General features: G+C 44.7%; 11 protein-coding genes. All 11 read right to left on the bottom strand.

The genetic code is table 11. The annotated features are described in order from the left end of the window. Positions 1-88 precede the first annotated feature (88 nt). Positions 89-2,944, bottom strand: a complete 2,856-nt coding sequence (locus BLR32_RS21025) for a TIM-barrel domain-containing protein (RefSeq protein WP_089834827.1) — start codon at positions 2,942-2,944, stop codon at positions 89-91. A 274-nt stretch (positions 2,945-3,218) separates the two neighbouring features. Next, complete coding sequence (locus BLR32_RS21020; protein WP_143011536.1) at positions 3,219-4,994, bottom strand: hypothetical protein; 1,776 nt, start codon at positions 4,992-4,994, stop codon at positions 3,219-3,221. A 391-nt stretch (positions 4,995-5,385) separates the two neighbouring features. After that, a complete protein-coding gene (locus BLR32_RS21015; RefSeq protein WP_245705485.1) occupies positions 5,386-7,341 on the bottom strand; it encodes a sialate O-acetylesterase in 1,956 nt (651 codons plus the stop codon). Positions 7,342-7,406: 65 nt separating this feature from the next. Beyond that, on the bottom strand, positions 7,407-7,697 hold the full coding sequence (locus BLR32_RS21010; RefSeq protein ID WP_089834825.1) for a hypothetical protein: 291 nt from the start codon (positions 7,695-7,697) through the stop codon (positions 7,407-7,409). A 28-nt stretch (positions 7,698-7,725) separates the two neighbouring features. After that, positions 7,726-9,813 carry a beta-galactosidase gene (locus BLR32_RS21005; RefSeq protein ID WP_089834824.1) on the bottom strand — a complete coding sequence of 696 codons (2,088 nt, stop codon included), beginning with the start codon at positions 9,811-9,813 and terminating at the stop codon, positions 7,726-7,728. 2 nt (positions 9,814-9,815) lie between these two features. Continuing rightward, positions 9,816-12,005, bottom strand: a complete 2,190-nt coding sequence (locus tag BLR32_RS21000; protein WP_245705484.1) for a glycoside hydrolase family 3 C-terminal domain-containing protein — start codon at positions 12,003-12,005, stop codon at positions 9,816-9,818. Positions 12,006-12,025: 20 nt separating this feature from the next. Then, the gene (locus BLR32_RS20995; RefSeq protein ID WP_089835074.1) at positions 12,026-13,969 is read right to left on the bottom strand and encodes a glycoside hydrolase family 97 protein; all 1,944 of its coding nucleotides are present in this window, start codon (positions 13,967-13,969) and stop codon (positions 12,026-12,028) included. A gap of 24 nt (positions 13,970-13,993) precedes the next feature. Further along, positions 13,994-15,448, bottom strand: coding sequence for a cellulase family glycosylhydrolase (locus tag BLR32_RS20990; RefSeq protein WP_089834822.1), 1,455 nt, complete (start codon positions 15,446-15,448; stop codon positions 13,994-13,996). Positions 15,449-15,477: 29 nt separating this feature from the next. Then, positions 15,478-16,695 (bottom strand): glycan-binding surface protein, encoded by a 1,218-nt coding sequence (locus tag BLR32_RS20985; RefSeq protein ID WP_089834821.1) that lies wholly within the window; start codon positions 16,693-16,695, stop codon positions 15,478-15,480. A 22-nt stretch (positions 16,696-16,717) separates the two neighbouring features. After that, a complete protein-coding gene (locus tag BLR32_RS20980; protein ID WP_089834820.1) occupies positions 16,718-18,295 on the bottom strand; it encodes a RagB/SusD family nutrient uptake outer membrane protein in 1,578 nt (525 codons plus the stop codon). Positions 18,296-18,323: 28 nt separating this feature from the next. Further along, positions 18,324-21,482: a SusC/RagA family TonB-linked outer membrane protein gene (locus BLR32_RS20975; protein ID WP_089834819.1), complete on the bottom strand. Its 3,159-nt coding sequence runs from the start codon at positions 21,480-21,482 to the stop codon at positions 18,324-18,326. Positions 21,483-21,763 lie beyond the last annotated feature (281 nt).

The following is a 21,763-nucleotide window of genomic DNA, read 5'->3' as shown; positions in this document are numbered from 1 at the left end:
TGGGTAAAAATCATGATTGTCCCCCAGAGCAGCAATATTCGCAAGCGAATAATTTTGGCTGACTTCATACGTGTGAATTTAAAATTGGCTATTTTTTGATACTTAGATGTTTACCTTCATAAACTACTTCCTTATCGCATGTTGTATCAGAATCCAGGCCCCTGGTTTTACCAGGCGTTATCATATTTATACGGAACGTTCTTTTCTGCAGCATTCCATTGAATGATCCCTTCCGGTCCCCGACGGTAACGGTTCCTGTTGCCTCGTTATACTGTACCGGTATAATGGAAAAAGCGCCTTTTTCGTAATTGTAATTGGCTCCTTCATCTTCATACAGGTTAAAGGAGGCATCTGCGCCGGTGTAAATGTTCAATGTGACGGTATCGGGCTGTTTTTCCGTAGTATATTGCAATTCGGGTCCGAAAGGCAGTATGGATCCGGCTTTTACAAATAGCGGCATCCGTTCATAAGGCGCTTCGGCAATAATCTTCTGACCGCCGGCATACCATTTTCCGGAATAGAGATTATACCAGCCGGCACATTGGGGCAGGTATAGCGCACGCTCCGTTTTCCTGTATTCACACACGGGATTTACCAGCAGCGCAGGGCCGAACATATATTGGTCCCCGATGTTCAATACAGCGGTATCTGCCGCAAAGTCCATAGCAAGGCCCCGCATGATCGTATAGTCATTATGGTAACCCCACCCCGCCAGTGAATAGATGTAGGGAAGCAAACGGTAACGCAGCTTATCGTAATAAAGAAAACTTTTATAGGCAGGATGATCCTCCGGGGCTGTATTAAATACTTCGCGGTAAGGGAATTGACCGTGGGAACGGAACAACGGAGCAAATGCGCCAAACTGCGACCAGCGGGTCATCAGCTCCCTCCATTCTTCCAGGTTCTCTGCATCCGGTTTTTCAAATTTTGCGGGCACTACAAAACCGCCTATGTCCATGGTCCAGTAGGGCAGCCCTGACATAGAGAAATTCAGCCCTGCGGTTATCTGCGCTTTCATATCCTGCCAGGTGGAGCCAATATCACCGCTCCATATAGCTGCTGCGTAGCGTTGTGAACCTGCAAATCCTGAACGTGTGAGCAGGAAAACCCTTTTACCGGGATCTGTTGAACGCTGCCCTTCATAGATCCCTTTTGCATTCTGCAGGGGATAGGCATTCAGAAATTCGGCTGCGCTGCCTAAAGCGGTAGGAGTCATTTGCAGCTTTCTTTTTTCGGGGCTTACGTTAGAGAGAATGTCCGGCTCACTGGCATCCATCCACCAGGCATCAATTCCTTTACTGTAGATCTTATCATTGATCAGGTCCCAGAATCCTTTCCGGGCATCTTTATTAAAGGCATCGTAAAAAGTAGATACATATCCCTGGCCAATCCAATCCCTTTGCTGGTCGGCTATATTTCGTTTATAGAGCCAGCCGTTCCTGTCAAACTTGTTGTACGCTGATATGCCTTCATAAAATTTAGGCCATACCGAAATCATGATCTGGGTGTTGTATTTTTCATGCAGCACACCGATCATGCTGTCGGGAGCAGGAAAACGCTTTTCGTCAAACTCCTGGCTGCCCCATTCGGCTTCCCTCCAATAGCTCCAATCCAGCACAATATTGTCCAGCGGGATCTTTCTTTTACGGAATTCATCAACCGTGGTAAGGATCTCGTCCTGTGTTTTATATCGCTCACGGCTTTGCCAAAAACCCAATGCCCATTTTGGTACAATAGGCGCCTTACCTGTAAGATCCCGGTAACCTGAGATCACCTCATCCATATCGCTCCCGTAAACGAAGTAGTAATCAACCTGCCGGCCGGCTTCCGAACAAAAGCCAAAACTGTTTTGCTCGTCCTGGCTCAATGGCTCCTGCCATTTCAGAGAGAGGTAGGACTCAGCTCCTTCCGGTGTCCATTCGATTTTAACAGGTATTTTCTCTCCTTCTTTGAAATTCCACGGCAACACTGCAGACGCAGGGTTCCAAGCCTTCCGCCAATGGTTCAAAACAAGCTTTCCATCCAGCCACACTTTCAGCGAGCCGCCGTAGGTGAACCGGAACTGGTGCAGGCCTGACAGGTGGCTGCCAAGGCTCCCTTCCCAGGTTACCATGCCCGTAGCAGGTGTAAATTCCCGGGGAAGCCGGATCTTTGATTCTCCCAGGAACTCCATATTAATATTTGCCTCTGCTCTTTCCGTACTTATCTCCTGCGGCTTATGCATATTGTTGGAATAGGTGGCGGTAAGCCAGCCCGGTTCTCCCTGCTTTGAAAAAAGCTGCATAGAGGAAAGCGGGTGAAGCGGCCTTACATCGCCGGCCCTGGTCAGGGAATAATTATCCCACAGAATGCCATAGTTCTTATTGGATATTAAAAAAGGGATGGCTACTTCCGTATTGTTCTGGAAGAAAGTAACCTGCTGCCCACGGTAATTCATTATTCCATCCTGGTGCTGGCCCAATCCATACCATGCATCATCGCCCGTTCCCTGAAAGGTTTGCGTCAGCGTGTAAGACCGCTTGCCGTCAAATACAACGGATTGAAAACTTCTTCCGAATGGCTGTTTTTCAGCCAGTATCTTTTTACCGGTAAGATCCGTGAAAGTAACGGCCCCTGTTTTTCGGTTGATCGTAGCGATTAATTTAGACGTTTTGAGTATGAGGCTTTCTTTGGAGGGGATCACATTCCAGCTAAGTCCCGGCTTTTTTTTGTAAACGGTGATCAGGCTGTTACCGGGCGTGATCTCCTTTCCAGGAGCTGCGATCACTCTTATGATATTGTCAGCAATCACTTCCAGCTTAACGGCATTCGGAGAGCCCGTAAGCAAAGGGTCTGTAAAAAGCATTACGCCATCCGGAAGTTTGACATATGTGGGCGGAATTGCCCATAAGTCATTCAAAAACGCAGAAGCCAACAGGCTAAACAGCAGCAATTTCAAGTTCATACACGTGGATTAGAAATGCTGTAAAGCTATTACCCGGCGGTTTGAAAGCAGGCGGTTGAATGTTTCAAATTAGGGGGTTAAATGTTACAAACAACTGATTTTCAATTTCTTTCACTCATAGAGTGGCGAGCTAGTTACCCTCAGAAACAAAAAAGCCTTCAGAAATACATCTGAAGGCTTTTTTGTTTCTGAGGATCGGTGATACGCGGTCTCTTCATGAATGATTTTGACCGTAACAGGTCCGATCTCCTGATTACTTATATAACAAGCAATATTACTTCACTGTAATCTTTGCTATCGCAATTTTGGTTTTTCCAAACATACGGTCTGTTTTACCTACCAGATACATCTCATTATTGATGATAGACCCTAAACGAGGCATCGCTGTAGGCACATCCGTATTGGAAAAGAACTGTTTTCTTCCAAGTTTACCAGATACCGCATCGATATTTAGCACATAACAATCAGACTTGGCATAACGGTTGATCCTTTTTGCCTTCTGGCCCGCCTGTGTAACGCCAATATTTTTTGGACTATCATTAAAGATGACCTGAATATTACCATCTGTTTGCATAGCACCAAAGCCTGAATAAAAAGGCCTGTTTCCTTCATCAAAGTATCCGGTATAACTGTAGCTGAGACCAAGGCCCAAACCACCAAAACCCATACCCATACCGGAAGAAGAACCCGTCATCGATATTACTTCCCGCTGATCCTTAGGAAGGATCTCCAGCCAGCCGATATTCCCTCCGGCATCGATCTTACACATCATCAGATCGCCGGAATTGTAATGATATGTAGTCGTGGTGCTTCCGCCTCCCATTATAGCACCAGCACCAGCGCCTGCCGAACTTGTACTGTGTGAGACCGTTACATATTCTTTATATTGTTCTGCCAGAATAACCAGTCCATTGTCAGGGGTATAAAAAATGTTCCTGAACTGCATGTATTTGGAGAACCCTTCTCCTTCATCTTTCAGTTTATTCAACCTCTCTCTTTCCTTTCTCTCCTCTTTGTCATCATCATCTTTATCATCATCCTTATCATCATCATCATCATTGTCTGCAGTTAAAAGAGAATTATTAATCGCTTTATCACTAGTCGAGAGAACTGTGCCGTCATTTATATTGATCCTTTGCACCAGCAAACCATCAATGGTCTTACCTTTTTTGGTATTGCTGTAGAACGCAGCCAGTACAAGGTCATTGTTCTTTTCCTGTACCACTTTAGTACTGTTCAACCATTTACCATTGACAGTGGTGTTGATCTCTGCCTGTTGCTTTCCTTTTTCGTCATACAGGCGGATGTTATAATTGGTGAAATCCAGGAATTTCGCTTTCTTCCTTTTACCTTCTTCATATTCATACACCCGTCCAACAAGCAGAATCTTATTATTGCCCAGGTATAGTAAATCCTGAAGCTGATATTTCTTTGCTTCAAATTCATTTGTAAGCACTACCGGCTTACCGATTTTTTTGAAATTTTTATCAAATTCCTGCACCGTGTATTCATTTCTTTCCTTTCCTTTTATACTACTCACCAATATGATCTTGGTACTGTCTGCATTGTAGGTGATTTTAAAATCAATATCATCCTTCTTTTCTTCTTTCTGAAAGATGGCTACTTCTTTGAATTCCCCGGTGAGCTCTCCGGTGCTTTTGTTCACCGCAGAAGCGTAAACAGCCTTTGTCTTGTCGCGACGGCTGTAATCAGATGAAATCAGAAATAATTTATCTTCAAATGGGAAGAACTGTTCAAACTCCTTACCTCTCAACTCCTTGTTGAAATCGTTGCGGAATACTTCAGTTAAATTCTTATCCACTTTTACAAGAGACGCGGATTCGCGCATGCTAGCGCCTACTACAAAATAACTTTTCAGGGCCTGGTGACTTTCCTGCAGATAGGCGCCGGATTTGTCTACCGATATTACTTCAAGGTCGCTACTGCCTTTACGCAATTTAAATTCTTCCCCCCATTTAATAGTTGGCTTCTGAGCAAAACAGGTCATACTAAGACCAATGGAGGCCAACAAAAGACTGAATGTTTTCATTTGTGATTTAGGTATATGATAAATAATAAGATCCCAGGGCTATAGGCGGCACCTATTTATTTCATGGTATATTGTACAATTATGTTTCGGGGAACAAGATATGAACGAAGGAATTGAAAAGCAAATATATTATTTATTTATAATCAATAAACAAGCATCCAGATTTACACTACCTTGGCTCCTACAGTCGAATTGTTTTCATTTTCGACATTCATTTTAAGATCAATAAGCAGCTAATCTAAGACATAGTTTGTTTTTTTGCTGCTTTAAGCATTGCCTTAGACCGACCTACCACAATGATGTACTTGAGTATAGTAGAGATTCGCTCGAGGTAGCCTGATTCTCCCTTAATCTTCCGTTCAGAAGTAACATGCGCATTAGTGTGTTTGGCTTATTTCTGAGTAATCCCCTTCCATTCATCCGTCCTGAAAGGAACAGCCGGCAAGTTTGCTGAATTTATCAGGTTGCATTCCGGATTGTCTGCCCAGGCATATCGTACAGCTACAGGTTCGGCGACTTTATCAGCATAAATAATCACTTCATTGCCTTCGATGATCGCTTTTGCCCAATAAAATTGCTTGTCTTTACCAGCAATGGCAAAACCCGCGACTTCCTTTCCATCTTTCGTGGAAAGACCTGTGCCAATGTTTGTAAAGCTGATGCGAATGCGATTGCCTTCTTTTTTATAATTTTTATACCTTGGGCCCGATGCGATGCATGCTTGCTTGTACACCATTTTATTGGCAACTAAAGCCAGGCGGCGGCCCACTTCCTGTTTATTCTTCGGATGAATATCATTCGCTTCTCCAATATCAATAACGCAGGCCATGCCTGTATTGGGCTGCGATAGTGTCAGCGTTTGTGCTTCTCTCAATTCGGCCCATTCACTTTCTGATGGAAGCGGTTTTGTTTTCATGTAATTGGCCAACTGAACAAATAAAAACGGAAGATCGCCCTGCCGCCAGCGTTTTCTCCAATCCGCAATCAGCATGGGAAACAATGTCCGATAATCATAGGCAGCTGCGGCATTCGCCTCACCCTGGTACCAGATAAATCCTTTAATACCAAAAGGAATAACCGGGTTTATCATAGTATTAAAGAGCACCGTGGGATAATACTGGTAGTTGAGTATTTTAGGTAGCGCGCCTTCGAGATCCTTTTTATATATCCATTTTCCCTTTAGAGAAATTTTAGATGAACCATCGGCAATATAAATATCATCTAACGGGCTCAAACCACCTCCGCCCCATAACATGGCTATTCTGACAGCAATAGTATTTTCTCCGCTCTTTACCATGTTGGCGGGAATGGTATAAGCATGCGTTGCATTGGAATACCATACATTCTTACATATTTCCTGGCCATTAAAGTAAAGTGAATAATTCATCTCAGGATGCCCAAGGTTGATGGTTATATCTTTTTGATTAAATGATGGAGGCAATGTAATTTTTCTTTTCAGCCAGACCACTCCTTCATAATAACCAATTCCAAAATCCTTTAGCACATTTGGCATTTCAACGGTCGTCCAATCGGCATCATCATATTCCACGGCGGGCACTATCTTATCCGCATTATTTTGCGGATTATACACCATATTCCACAAGCGTATCTGATTCAGACTGTCCTGTACAAAATCTTCACGATCCGGAGCCAACGTATCATTGCTAAGCGTTTTTTCCCTGGTGATCGGCGATGTAAGCAGCATCTCCCTGCTTGTCCATGCTTCTATGGGTGTGCCTCCCCAGGTACTTTGAATAATGCCAACAGGAACCTTTTGATCCCGGTGAATTTTACGGGCAAAATAGTAAGCAACTGCAGAAAACTCTTTCACATTTCCCGTATCACAAACTTTCCATTTTCCGGCTGAAATATTGGTTTGAGGTTTTACCTGTTTACTATGTTCAACTACCAAAAACCTCACTTGCGGAAAATTGGCATTTGCTATTTCCTTACCTGCATCTTTTGCTTGCTGCACCTGCCATTCCATGTTTGACTGGCCGGAAGCCAGCCACACATCGCCGATAAGAATACCTTTCAGCTTGATCGCAAGGTCCGGTTTTCCCGATTCTGCAACTTCGAGTACATAAGGCCCTCCAGCTTTAAACACAGGAAATCTGAGCTGCCATTTCCCCAGATGATCAGCTTTCGCTGTTGCCCGCACGTTACCAAGCTTTGCAACGATTAGAGCACCGGGACTTGAATTACCCCAAACCGGAATTTTGACACCTCTCTGCAAAACCATGCTATCGCCAAATACATGTGGCAAACTGACCTGAGCATAAATAAATGTTTGGGAAATAAAGAGGGCTGCGAAGAATAGCAGCGAAGTTCGAATCCGGCATCTCATTGTATTATTCATTTTGTTTTAATCATGTCTGTTTCTTAAAGATTTGTCAATGAACGATGAGCTTCTTAGTGAAAGTGGAGTAAGTTCTTCTCATAGAATTTAATTTCGTTTAGGTACTTGTGTGAAAACATCCGGTTAACTACAGTTTGCTGTTGCCAATCTGCCCGTAACCCTTCGTTGGCCCGGCCTGCGCCCACACACTCATTAAACATAGTATTCAGCTTCCCGGCTGTTTTGTTGAAGTCAATATTAATTACCCGTTCCTGCATGGCCAGCTTCTTCTGGTTTGCTGTCTGGGCAATCAGTGTTCCTGAAATGGCAGCAAACAGGAACGTCAATAGCATTACATTTTTCATCGTTAAGCCTTTTTTACCTTTCTTATAATTATTCGTTCCAGACCAACACACCGCCAGGTTGCAATATTTTTTCACCTATGATAATACTGGCTGTTCCAGGCATGTTCATGGTATAGTTATCCGAAGAATAATTTACCGCTACATAAAAGCCATCCCGCCAATAAACATATATACCAGGCGGATAATTTTCGGTAGTAGCTCCTGCACCGGTATAAATGTCGCGCAGTACGTCCTGTTCCAGTTTTGCATCATCCGTATCCACACCAATATAGGTTACAGTGCCTTTACCAACTTTATGTTTTACTACCGCTGTTTTTCCTTTATAGAACTGATTGTCAAATACAGCAAGTGCTTCCGTGCTTTTATCCGGCGCCAGCAGATCGGCCCAGTTGTTCCAGCGGTAATGGGCTGATCTCATAAGGATATCTCCTTTGCCGTTATTAGAAAGCATATCGGTTGCCTTCACATGTGCTCCTATAAGTCCGGATATGGGTGCGGCCCATTCCGCTTCCCAGAAATGTCCCATGCGGTCTTTGGTTGCGGTACGACAGGTAATGATCAAATGCCCACCATTAGCAGCGTATTCACTCCATTTCTTTACCAAAGCACTATCGGCCATTTCGTATGCCGGGATTATTACAACCCTGTATTTCGACAGATCAGCAGTTTCCGGGATCACATCTGCCGGCGCGCCGAATGATTTTGCTATTTCAAGGAATTTAACCGGGTAATTCCAGGTGTCCCATTGCCAGGTTTGTTTTTGCCTGTCAAGCGTCCAGTAATTTTCCAGGTTCCAGAGAATGGCTGTTGACCGGGCAGCCAGTTTTGCAGGCATGGTCACACCTGGTTTATATTTTTTCCGCAGCTCTTTTATTTCTTTGGTGAATTGCATATACTCCTCACCCCCTTCCGAAGGGGTTATACCGTCTGGTTGTATCACACCGGCATGGTACTGCTCCGCGGAATAATTTATCTGGCGGAACCGGTAGGAACTGGCTAGCTTTCCGCCTGCAGCAAAGGTGTGGTACAGCCACATACGCACGGTACCTGGTAAAAGCAGCGGGTTATAACTGCCCCAGTTTACCGGGCCAGGCTGAATTTCCATTACGCCAGATACGCCACCTGTTGTTTTGTAGTATTCGGCAGCAAAGAGAATTACCTTACCATTACCCAAACGAAAACCCTGCTCTCCGATATTATCGCTGCCGCCATTCGGATAAGCGGTATAAGTAGCAAAATCAAGCTTATTTGTTCGCCGGGGATCAGCACCTGTAGAAACGGCCGTATAATTGGTCGTCACAAACTGCTCCTTCAAAATATGACTCCGTAATATGGCTGCCTCAAAATCGAGGAATTCTGCCTGGGCGTCTGCAGAGTACCTTTTAAAATCAAGCAAGGCATGGGGATTATTGCCCCACCATCCAACCAGGCTGGTATTCGGAATAATGATCTGATCAAAATCACTGTACCACTGACTCCAGAAGGCTGTTCCCCAGGCAGCATTCAATGCCTCAATGGTTTGGTATTTTTTCTTTAGCCATTGCCTGAAAGCTTCCTGTGAGGAAGGACTATAATCAGGTTTCGCATCAGGCTCATTATCGAGCTGCCAACCAATCACATTCTCATTGTGACCATAATGCCTGGCCATTTCTGTGACTATTTTTTCTACAAATCTGCGATAGACCGGATTAACGATTGACCCTAATCCCCGTGTGCCATGCTCGCTACGGATGTAATGACCATCCATGACAAAAGTTTCTGGATAATTAGTCCTCATCCAAACCGGCGTGGCCGCGGAAGGTGTACACATCAGCACTTTCAGATTATATTTAGCGCAGAGGCCTACCACCTTGTCGAGCCAGTCAAATTCAAATTTGCCCTCTTGTGGTTCCATTTTGAACCAGGCAAATTCGGCCAGGTGCACAAACTCATAGCCCATACCGGCGATTTTCTTTATATCCCGTTCCCATTGACTTTCATTCCAATGCTCGGGATAATAATAGATGCCGGTTGTTATAAGATCTTTCTCAGGAAAGAACCGATTGCCCACCTGTGCAGTTGCGGTCAATACCGAGATCAAAATGGCTATAATAACAGGTACAGTGTATTTATTCATCTCTATTTAACCAAAATTTTTACCGATCCTGAAACATTGTTTGATGAATTGCCAATGTGTAATACAAATTCACCTGGTTCCACATTCCATGCTTTTCCAGCTTCATCATAAAAAGCCAGATCAGCGACTTTTACATTAAGCTCAAGCGTTTTTGATTCGCCGGGATGCAGAAAAACTTTCTCAAAAGCCTTCAGCTCTTTTTCGGGACGCAAAACAGAACAAACCGGATCGCTGACATAGAGCTGTGCCACTTCTGCTCCATACCGGGAACCCGTATTTTTTACGGTACACTTTGCATGGATGGTTTCTCCTTTTCTATAGCTGGTTTTATCCGTAGAAAAATGGCTTATTGAAAAACCGGTATATGAAAGTCCATACCCAAACGGGAATTGAGGAACAATTTTCTTTGTTGCAAACCAACGGTAGCCTACTAAAATATCCTCTTCATAATTTACCTGAAGATTCCTCCCCGGGAAATTACCTAATGCATGAGCGGGCGATTGATCCAGGGACACGGGCAATGTGAATGGCAGCTTACCGGATGGATTTACTTTACCGCTCAGCAGATCGGCAACGGCATTTCCGGCCTCCATTCCACCAAACCATGACCACAGTATGGCAGGTACACGATAAACAATCCCTGATAGTTTTACCGGTGAACCGGCAATAATAACAACCACTGTATTAGGATTTGCTTTGGCCACTTCACGGATCAGAACATCCTGTCCATAAGGCAGATCCATATTTTGCTTATCGAAAGATTCTGTATCAAAATCATGATTCAACCCTCCGAAAATGATCACTGCTTCTGACTCCTTTGCCACTTTCACCGCTTCATCAATCAGCTTCCAGTCAACCATATCTGAGCTTGTTTGTCCGGCATTGCTGCCTTCTTTGAAAGTGGATTGCTTTTCATATCCTTGCGCGAAATTTATTTTCACTGTAGCGCCAAACTTTTTCCGGATAGCGTCAAGCGGAGTAATTTCGTACAGGGCTTTTATTTCAGAGCTAAGGCCGCCATTGCAATGCTTACGTGTAGCATTATCTCCAATAATCGCAATGGACTTTATTTTATTGAAGTTCAGCGGAAGTATGTTTCCATTGTTTTGTAATAACACGGCCGCTTCAGCGGCATCGTTATATGCGGCTTGCTGATGCTCCGGCGTATTCATCTTCCCTTTTTCCCGCTTTTCTTCATCAAACATCTTTGTCTTCATCATCACACGCAGTACATTGGCCACCTTTTCATCAACAACAGCCACAGAGATCTTGCCTTCTTCTACTGCGCGGATCAATGGATCGGCGAAATACCATTCGTTATAATCCTTTTTATCCGTTCCCATTTCCAGATCCAGACCGTTTAAAGCGGCTTTTATTGTTGAATGTGCGGCCGCCCAGTCGGTCATCAAAACTCCCTTAAAACCAAACTCTTCACGAAGGATCTCCCTATCAAGGTATTCATTCTCAGCACACCAGTCCCCTCTGAACTTATTGTATGCGGCCATTACCGTGTAAGCACCTCCCTCGGTTACAGACGCTTTAAATCCAGGTAAATAAATTTCACGCAATGCTCTTTCGCTCATATGCACATCAATAGAATCTCTATGCGTTTCCTGGTTATTAGCAAGCCAGTGTTTTACGCTCACCGCTACATCTTTTGATTGCAATGCTTTGATATAGGCAACCGCCATTCTTGAAATAAGGAACGGGTCTTCGCTCATGTACTCGAAATTCCTTCCACAGAGCGGCGACCGGATAATATTGATACCGGGCCCGAGTAAAATATCCTTTCCCCTGGAACGGGCTTCTTCGCCCAATACAATTCCGCGCTCATAGGCGAGTTTAGGATTCCAGGTAGCTGCCAGGGCTGTACCCGGAGGAAAACAGGTGGCAGCATCATTGGTCCATCCGGCATAAGCCCAGTCGTGCCGGTTTATTTCTGCGCGCACCCCATGAGGCCCATCGCTCAATGCCCATTCAGGAATACCTAATCTTTTTATTCCTGACACGTAAAATTTTGAATTTGCATGCAGTAGGCTAACTTTTTCCGACAGCGTCATCTGGCTGATCAATGAGGAGATCTTTTCCTCCTGCTTACTGTCGTTTGCCACAAGCTGCGCACTAGCCATACCTGCCGTCATCACACCGGCCAAAACGAGCACAAATTGTCTTACTACTTTTTTCGATTTCATCAAATTCCTATTCAATACATTCATTTATTAAGTTTAACAGGATCGGAAAGTACTGCTGCAAAACCGCCCCGGCGAAGCATTTCAACTTCAACAGTACTAGATCTGTCCACCACTAAATATTGGGTTGTAAGCGCTTTATCATGCTTTCCATCACTAATTAATGTCAGCTTGTATTTAACACCTTCCGGCAAAAAGCTGAAGCTGATCTTCTCCGTTCTTTCATACATGGCGGCACTGATTCCGCCGATAAACCATGTATTGTTCCTGCGGCGGGCAATCACTACATTATTACCAGGATCCCCATTCAGCAAACGCGTATCATCCCAGGCTGCCGGAATCTCTTTTAAAAGTGCTTTAGCTGCATCAGGTAATTGACGATAACCTTCAGGGCGGTCTGCCAGGTGCTGGATACCGGATTCAAAAACAATACTCAGTGCCAGCTCATGCCCATAAGAAGTAATATGTGGATTTTGAGAATTAGTAAAGGTAACGGGTGTGTAATCCATCGGACCAACCACATTACGTGTAAACGGAAGAATGGTGTTATGCACCGGCGCCGCAGTTGTAAATACGGGATCATAGTTGTACCACTCCGCCCCGCGTACAGCTTCGCTGGTCATCAGATTTGGATAGGTTCTTGTCCAGCCCCGCGGTACCAGGCAACCATGGAAATAAACCATCATTTCAAACTGAGCTGCATCCTCAAGGATATCGAGATAGTACCTGATCATATCCTGCTTCTCACTCTCAAAAAAGTCAACTTTTACACCTGCAACGCCCAGCTTTTTCAGCCGTGTAAATTCTTCCACTCTCTTTTCATGTGTTAGTAGCCTGTCGCGGGGAGTTGAGCTAACACTTGTATGAGGGCCGCCTGAATTGTACCACATCAATGGCTTCACTCCTTTTGATTGAATGTATTGAAGGGCATCTTCAAGATGGCCGCCGTTGCTCATCGAATCCCATTCCCAGTCAAGCAGGGTATAAGGCCAGCCCATTTCGGCAGCCAGGTCGGCAAACTCACAAACGATTTTATAATCCTTTGTGCCATGATTGCTCGACCAGTAATTCCAGGAGGCAATCCCGGGTTTAATCCAGTCAGTATTCTTTACCACTGAAGGTGCAGATACATCATCCACTAATGTAGATGCTACTATATCCGCCAGGGTACCTATCATTATCACACGCCAGGGTGATTGCCAGGGAAGCGTTATCGTAGGTTGCGATGCCCCCTGCCCTCTTCCGTCCCTGGGATCCGGAAATGTAAGCTTGTATGTTGATCCATCAGCTGTATTACTGAGCTTCGTACCGCAGTAATTCCTGTTCACGTCTGCTTCATGCAGCAGGAACCAACAGGAATTGTCTTTCGATCTAAAAAGCGCCGGGTAAGACCATTCCTTTTCCTGTACGTTATTATTGCTCATTGAATCGTAACACTCTTCGTTGGGGGTATTCCACTTTTCCATCCAACGCGTTGTTTCTTTGGGAATGGAATAAGCGGTCAGTTCATCTTTTACAACAAACTCACCCTGCTTCTCCGGAAACTCATAGCGGAAAGCAATACCGTCGTTGTACGCCCTGACAATAACATTCAGCCTGGTATTAGAAGGATTTTCAAAAGAAAAGATCACTTCATTCGCCGAATTAGTACAAACAGATCTCTTTCCATGCAATGCGGTGTATTGTTCATGGATAAATGTGGGTTTACCGGCTTTGAGGAATTTCAGCTCCTTTGAAAAATCCTGATCGCTACGCAAAAGCCCCAGATCAATATGTGGAATAGCGTCTGAGATCTTTCCATTGTTATTGTAAGATGCTTTGATGTACCATCTTCCAACATCATTATTTTGTTCTGAGAACAGGGCGACACTAATTCTCCGATCAGGCGATTGAACCACCGCCTTCTGCGCAAATGACGGCAAAGCGTACAAAGAAAAAAAGAGAACGGAGACAATCGCAAACTTCATATTCACCATGTTTGTATTTAACAGTTATTTACTACCCGCCACGATGGCATTAATCGTACGTTGATCAAGTACAGTATTATTCCTTCTGTCCAAAGCACCGCCGGTATCCCAGTAAAAGGGTTTAAGCCCATTCGCAATGGCTTGTTTTGTTACATAGGTCAGCCAATAATCCACCGCATCATTGTGGGTGGCCAGGTCTTTTGGAACATACTTACTATTGCCACGCCTGTAGGTTCCATATTCACCCATGATAACAGGGATCTGTTTATCGGTGTATTTCGTTTTCATCCTGGCCAAAGAGCTGTTTACATCACTTTCCTCACCCCAGGTGGCATTCCGGTCAGGCTCAATGGTAGAATGATGCCCTGTACCCCAGTAATAGAACATTTTTCCCCAGGATGCGTCGCCATCCATCAGCAAACAGAACTGGGATGGGGAATAATAATGTACTTCCACCATCATCCTGTCTTTCGCAGGATCTGTGGGAAGAGCATTCATCAGGTCATTGGTTTTTTCAATATTTGTTTGCGGTCCCTGCACCACCAGCACCCGGTAACTGTTACGGCCACCCGTAGACCTGACTGCATTAACGAAGGTTTGATGATAACTGGCGAGTACTGCCATTTGTTCCGCATTCTCGGCAGCGGGTTCATTGGCACTTGCAAACATCAGGTGCTCATCAAAATCACGCATGCTGGTAGCAATCTGTTCCCAGAAAGCCTGTTGTTTGGCATTAACCGAATCCTTCTTCTGCGCATTAATGTTGTTTTCCAGCCAACCACCATCCCAGTGGATATTGAGCAAAACATACATATCGTTATTGACACAGTACTGAACCACCTGCTTTACCCTGTTAAGCCAGGCATCCTGGATCTTAGCGGTAGCTTTATCGGAATGCGAGTCCCATGCACAGGGCAGGCGGATGGCATTAAATCCCTGCTGCTTTACAGCCTGGATGTAACTCTCGGTAATTAAAGGATTACCCCAGGCAGTTTCTCCACCAATAGCTTCCAGCGTGTTTCCAATGTTCCAGCCCAGCTTAAATTTAGCCGCCAATTGCACGGCAGTACTTCCCATGCCAGTTGCATCAGCTGGTGCGGGCGATACATTATAGCCCGGATATAAACTGCTGGCTTGCGTTATGTTTATCCGGCGCAGCTGTTTGTTTCCCGCGTTAACCTCCAATACTACTGAACGGGTAGTTCCTGTGGTATTGGCTACAGCGATCAACTGAATGGATGCCTGGCTGCCACTGCCACTTGTTTTGCTCAATTGCAACCAGGAAGAAGCAGGGTTGCTAATATTCCATTCTACGTTACTCGTGATCGTTACCTCAGCGGTGTCCCCTTTCGCCTTAAAAGCAATTTCAGATAAAGAAACCGACAAGGCCGGTGTGATCACGCTCTTTTTACTACAGTATGCAGACATTAGCGCCACAATTATAAGGGCGCTAAGTGCATACCAACTCCTGGTTTTCATATTTGTGTATTTGGTTAAAAAAATTTGCGTTATTTAATCTTCACCACCCTGATATTATCAATGGCGGCCTTTAAGCCGGAAGCTGATGGTGAAGCAGAAAAGTTCTTGGTCTGGATATTTACCGCTCCATTACCAGTGGCGCCAAGCAAAGTAGTCAGGCTTGCAACTGCTGAACCTTTACCGTCATTGCTCCTGAACATCGACAACGGAATAGTTACCGTACGCCAGCCCTTTGTAGTGAAGGCAGTCACAACACCATTGGTACCTTGCCACGGCTCATAACGGGCCATATAGTCAAATGAATAACCTTTTATGATATAGATAGAAGTACCGGTCCATGCGTCGGGAACGCTGATCTCAAACTTAAGGGCATAGTCATCAGGAGAAAGACTTAAACTGTCGGCAGGAACCCACTGTACATCGTTGGTATTTATGCTGCGCTGCCAATCCCACCAGGTACCATCGCCCGCCGGCAGAATGCCATTACTCAGCACTGCGTAATTGCCCCTGTTACCGGGAAAATTGACGCTGCTATTATCAATGCCGGTACCCCAGCTGAAAGTATTTACCTTATCAAAATCACAGAGAACGCCCGTTGTAGCATCGTTTACATTGAAGGGAGTGGAGGCCCTACCAGATTTTGTAGCCACTACTACAGGTCCGCTTTGTGTAAGCGCTGGTAACACAAACCCTATAGAAGTACCATCACCAGCTGTGGTGTATTTCGTAACCTGCGTACCAGCAAAAGTGAGCTCATTTATAAAAAATAAGTTCAACCCGTAAATATAAACGGAATCGCCCTCATTGGCATTTTCGTTGGATATGCTTGTGATGGTAGGTGGCGGGGCCACAATATCAAATGTAAAAGTGGTAGCCCCCTCCCGCGTAACATAACGGATAGTGTTCAGTTCTTCTGCAGGCACTGACGGAAATGGTATCACAGCGGGTACCAGCACAGTAGCGCTGGTATCAGAGAACATTGTGCTGTTGATGGTAGCAGGTACGCCATTGAAGGAGATCTGTACAGCGTTTTTCAGGTTATGTCCGATCAATACCACCCATTGACCAGTGGTAATGTCATTCACAAGGGTATCTGCAGGCGACGCTGCATAATTCCTCACACTTGTAATAACAGGTGCACCTTCTATTGACTCTTTTTTACAGCCGGACTGCATCCATGCAAAAGCCGTAGCAAGTGCCAGGAACAGCAAGCCTTTATAGTGCCGGTTGAATATTACTTTATTCACGGTATAATGTTTTTAGTATTGCTTAATAATATGATACCGGAGCTTCCAACAATTTCGGGTTGGCAGTAGCCTCAGAAGATGGTATTGGGAAAGTGAAGCTTTGAATAGTTGCAGGTGTAATAACGCCGTATGGACTCGCAGGCGTCAAAACACCATTTGGCAACGTAAATGTCACGCGCTTCTCTCCGTTTAATTTACTGATTGCCTTCGCCGGGTTGTAATAAGATAGCCGGACCAGGTCTATCCAGTATTGTCCTTCCGCTGCAAGCTCAATCCTTCTCTCATTAATCAGGGTATCTATATCTATTTTAGTAGTTGGATCAATCCCGGCTCTTTCACGAACTTTGTTAAAGTAAAGCAGTGCCTCACCGTCACTGGTGGAGCCGTTGTTACCAAGTATCGCTTCAGCATAAATGAGGTAAACATCTGCCAGTCTTAATAATGCATTGTGTTCTGTAGAGGAGGTCAGGTTCATAGTTGGCGCATTATTATCCTTGTTTGTACCAATAATATGCTTCTTCAATCCGCAATCACCCGTGAACTTATATCCTCCACCCGCTGCGTTCAGCTCCGGGTAATAATCACCATTGATCATAAAGGTGGCCTTACGCCTTACAGAATCTTTCGTGGTGTAAAGTTGGTACATATCTATGGTTGGGCGGATATTAAACCAGCCGGCCGAGCCATTAGCTGATATTTCAGTACCGCCAGGGGAATAGATCTGCAGCATATTTCCTTCCAGCCAGCCTCCACCCGGCGCCCACTGCAATGCAAACAATGACTCGGGATTATCGTTAAACTGACTTTTAAAGAGGTTGGCATAATTAGCGACCAGCGCGAGGCCGCTGTTCTTACACACATTCCCTGCGTATTTTCTTGCACTATCCAGGTAAGCCTGATCGCGGGTACCTCCCTGCTGATTCAATCCCGCTGCTGTCAGATAAACCTTACTTAACATGCCTTGTGCAGACCAGGAAGTAACCCTCCCGGCAGCATCGGCAGGCGGTAGATTTCCTGCTGCAAAAGTCAGGTCATTAATTGCGAATTTATATACGTCCTCCGTTTTTATACGGTTAATCAACGGAGATATAATCAGTTTACTATTATCCTCAATAATAGGTACAGCCCCCCATAACACCGCCAGATTGTAATAGGCAAATCCACGTATAAAGCGGGCTTCGGCAATAGCAGCATTCCTGTCCTTGTCAGGGATAGATGCGGATGCCTTTTGTGTGATGGCATTAATGGTAACATTACAGTGTGCAATGACAGTATACATCCCTTTCCAGTTGGAGACCATGATGCCGTTTAGGCCGGTAACTGTAAAAGTATTAAGCTGCACAGCATCTCCCCAGTAACCAACCGCCATGTTTCCACTCAGCACATCGCCTACAGGTAAATAACAGTTATAATTCCAGTCGCCCCAGGGTGTACCGGCATACAATGCGGCTGTTGCCAATCTAAGATCATTGGAAGTTTGATAAAAGTTATCAGCACTTATCTGCGACAGCGGTGGACGGTCTAAAAAACTTTTGGAGCATCCTGTTATAACAATCGTAGCTAACAGGAAAGCCATTATTTTGTCCAATATTGATCTCATAACTATTTATATTAAACAGATGAATATTTTACTTACCCAATTTGATGTTAGCTCCAATGGTATACACCCTGGGCTGCGGATAATAACCTCCGTCAACACCTGCGCTTAGCGGATCCCATGATCCGATCTCAGGATCCATTCCCTTGTAATTGGTAAGAATAAAAGCATTTGAAACGTTGAAATAGACTCTCACATACTTAATGTTAGCTTTCTCAATAAGCTTTTGTGGGAGCGTATATCCTAATGAAATATTCTTACACCGTACGAAAGTTCCGTTTTCCACAAACTTGTCAGAGTTCCTGTTATTATCATTGGTATTATCATTTCTGATTCCGGGAATCCTGGTATCGGGGTTTGTCACCTTTATATTATTAATATCGGTTGCCGATCCGTTCGGGTCTATCAAAGTAAGTTTTGCATAATTCATCAGTGCCCTGAGATACCCAAAGCTTGTTCCCGGATATTCTCCGTTTACGCGCAGCTGATTATATACTTTATTGCCGATGTTTGCAGTGAAGAATATATTCAGATCAAAATCCTTATAAGAAAAGGTATTATTTAAACCAATCTGGTACTTAGGTATGGGAGAACCGAGGAATGTCTGATCATGTTCATTAATAACGCCATCGCCATTAAAGTCTTTGAACTTCAGATCACCATACCAGATACTACCACCGGCAGCGCCTACCGGCAACGGCACACCATTTTTAGTGGGCAATGCGTGGGTCTTAAAATCTTCTTTCGTTGCAAACACACCTCCGTCAATAACATATCCGTAGAACTCACCAATAGACCTACCCACAACAGTTTTGCTATACTGTCTGTCCAGTGAGGCGCCATCCGTATTGAGTTTCAGCACCTCGTTAATATTGCGCGAAACGGTTACATCCGTTTTCCAGGTAAAACTTTTGCTTTTAACATTGGTAGAACTGATCCTAAAGTCGAAACCCTTGTTATTAACTGTACCTACATTGACGTATGGGGCGTCCAGCGAGCCTGGTGAATAGCCGATCGCCGTACCGGAATACAATGGCAAAGGGATCTGTAATATAAGACCATCGGTTCTGCGATTGTAAAAGTCGACAGAGAAGTTTAATCTCCAGTTAAAAAGCGTACCATCCAGCCCTATGTTTGCATATTTCGTTTTTTCCCATTGCACATAAGGATTTCCTACATTCTGGGTAAGCTGTGCTATACCTGTAAGCCCCGTAGCCACAGTAGCCAGTGTAGAGGTATAGGCATAATCCCGGATATTTTGATTGTTCGTTAAACCATAGCCCAGGCGCAGCTTTAATTCATTCATACTTTTTACAGACTGCAGAAATGCTTCCTTATTAATCTTCCACGCGAATGCTCCTGAGTAGGTATTCACCCAGCGGTTTTCAGGAGCGAACTTTGAAGACCCGTCTGCCCGGAGATTGGCGGTAAACAGATACTTATCATTGATCGCCAGATTTATACGACCAAAGTATGATTCCTGGGCGCTTTGCCCCTTGCTGCCTGAATTAGTGGCGGTAGTAGGATCGCCACTACTGATCACCTGCACATTGTTGGATGGAAAATTCGATCTTCCGGCAGAAGTACTTTCACTGGTGCTTAGCTGCGCTTCATGGCCCAGCAACACATTTACATTGTATTTACCTTTAAACAGATGTGAATAGGTAAGAAAGTTCCTTATAGTTGTAAACAGGCTCTGCGAAAAATTATAAGATGCACTGTTCGTATTATTTTTTACCAGGCCGAAGGTGTAAGAAGGATTAAACCGGTCTTCCGTTGCCATTGAAAAGCTTGCTGTTGCTTCATTCCGGAGGCTCAGGTCTTTGGTAAAAGCTATTTCTGCATATAAATTACCAAAAAGCTGTTTCCTGTTTGCCTGGTCTTTGTTAATAAGGGCTATTGCATACGGGTTCACCGTACTATTGACCCATCCATTCGGATTATAGGCGCCGCCCCAGCTACCATCCTCATTTTTTACAGCTATATCCGGTGTCTGACTTAATGCGGTGTTAATTACATTCGAACTGGTTGAATTCACATTTTCTTTGATACTGACAAGTTGCAGGCTGGTACCGATCTTTAGCCAATCGGTCGTTTTATTGTCGAGGTTTAACCTTAATGATATCCTGCGGAAATCGGACCCAAGGGCAATACCCTCCTGGTTGAAATAAGAGCCGGACAGCAGGTATTGTGTTCTTGTATCTCCCCCACTGATGGTCAAGGTATGGTTTGACATCGGTGCATTTCTAAAAAGCTCTTTCTGCCAGTCAGTTCCCTCGCCCAGATATTTGGGATTTACGAACTCCGGCCGGGCATCAAATCCCCAGCCTAACCCCGTATTTCTTTCATTTATGAAAGCCGCATATTCCCTTAAATTCATTACAGGCAGCTTTTTAGGTATTTGCTGGTAGCCTGTATACATATCATAAGAAATACTTGGCGGAGCCACCTGTCCTCTCCTGGTTGTTATTACTATTACGCCATTTGTTGCCTGGGACCCATAAATTGCCGTTGCAGACGCATCTTTCAAGACATCAATGGATTCAATCTCAGAAGGATTGATACCGGCCAATGGATTGACACCAGCGCCCAATGTGGCGGTGCCGCCAATAATGACCCCATCTATTACATACATAGGTGAGCCACCGCTAAAAGAAGACAAGCCCCGGATCTGGACAGATACCGCTCCACCTGGTTGACCTGATATTTGTTGCGCCACTAACCCAGGCACCTTTCCCTGCAAGGCCTGATCAAAGGTGACAGGTTGTGTTTTACGGATCTCATCACCAGAAACAGAAGATATGGCACCTGTAACGTCTTTCCGTCTTGTCTTGCCATAACCAATTACCACCACATCCTCCAGCTGTGAAACATTCTCAGCCAGTTTCACCTGAATGGAGGTGCTTTTATTAACAACCACCTCTTTTTTCAGGTAGCCTATCATTGTAATCACTAATACGTCTCCTGTTGACGCGTCGATCGTAAACTTTCCCGTTTCATCGGTGATTGCGAAACGCTGGGCGTTCTTTACAGCAACCGATGCTCCAGGAACCGGAGTAGAATTACCCTGGTTGACGATCGTACCACTTATCTTGAGTGTTTGTGCGGAGAGGTTTATGCTGACAAGGGATGCCAAAAGGATACCCAATAGCGGCAGCATTCGCGAGCGAATCATTTTGGTTGACTTCATGCTTTAATAATTTTAACTTAACCAGATTATTATCCTTGCGGCTGTTCTTCAGCGGGGATGACATTTCATCCGGGCGGCTTTTAGCTTCACTGTTTGGGGTGATCCGGTAGGTATAGGGATAAGAAAGATCGTCTGGCCCCCGGGATATCCCATACAAACCGGGGATCCGGTTAATAAGCCCCTGAACAAGGCATAGGCAGACAGGCAAGGCTGTAGCAGTTGTAGTTTCATACGCGTGGATTGAATATTGTATAGTGTAAAGCTATTACCAGACCGTCTGA

Origin of the sequence: Chitinophaga filiformis, from assembly GCF_900102545.1 — a bacterium.
Classification (GTDB): domain Bacteria; phylum Bacteroidota; class Bacteroidia; order Chitinophagales; family Chitinophagaceae; genus Chitinophaga; species Chitinophaga filiformis.
Note: the sequence above shows the minus strand (reverse complement) of the source record. Positions and strands in the feature narration are given on the sequence as shown.

What these genes read in the sequence shown, in the direction of transcription:
- BLR32_RS21025 (WP_089834827.1), bottom strand. Translation starts at nt 2,944, where the DNA reads ATGAACTTGAAATTGCTGCTGTTTAGCCTGTTGGCTTCTGCGTTTTTG.
- BLR32_RS21020 (WP_143011536.1), bottom strand. Translation starts at nt 4,994, where the DNA reads ATGAAAACATTCAGTCTTTTGTTGGCCTCCATTGGTCTTAGTATGACC.
- BLR32_RS21015 (WP_245705485.1), bottom strand. Translation starts at nt 7,341, where the DNA reads ATGAGATGCCGGATTCGAACTTCGCTGCTATTCTTCGCAGCCCTCTTT.
- BLR32_RS21010 (WP_089834825.1), bottom strand. Translation starts at nt 7,697, where the DNA reads ATGAAAAATGTAATGCTATTGACGTTCCTGTTTGCTGCCATTTCAGGA.
- BLR32_RS21005 (WP_089834824.1), bottom strand. Translation starts at nt 9,813, where the DNA reads ATGAATAAATACACTGTACCTGTTATTATAGCCATTTTGATCTCGGTA.
- BLR32_RS21000 (WP_245705484.1), bottom strand. Translation starts at nt 12,005, where the DNA reads ATGAAATCGAAAAAAGTAGTAAGACAATTTGTGCTCGTTTTGGCCGGT.
- BLR32_RS20995 (WP_089835074.1), bottom strand. Translation starts at nt 13,969, where the DNA reads ATGAAGTTTGCGATTGTCTCCGTTCTCTTTTTTTCTTTGTACGCTTTG.
- BLR32_RS20990 (WP_089834822.1), bottom strand. Translation starts at nt 15,448, where the DNA reads ATGAAAACCAGGAGTTGGTATGCACTTAGCGCCCTTATAATTGTGGCG.
- BLR32_RS20980 (WP_089834820.1), bottom strand. Translation starts at nt 18,295, where the DNA reads ATGAGATCAATATTGGACAAAATAATGGCTTTCCTGTTAGCTACGATT.
- BLR32_RS20975 (WP_089834819.1), bottom strand. Translation starts at nt 21,482, where the DNA reads ATGAAGTCAACCAAAATGATTCGCTCGCGAATGCTGCCGCTATTGGGT.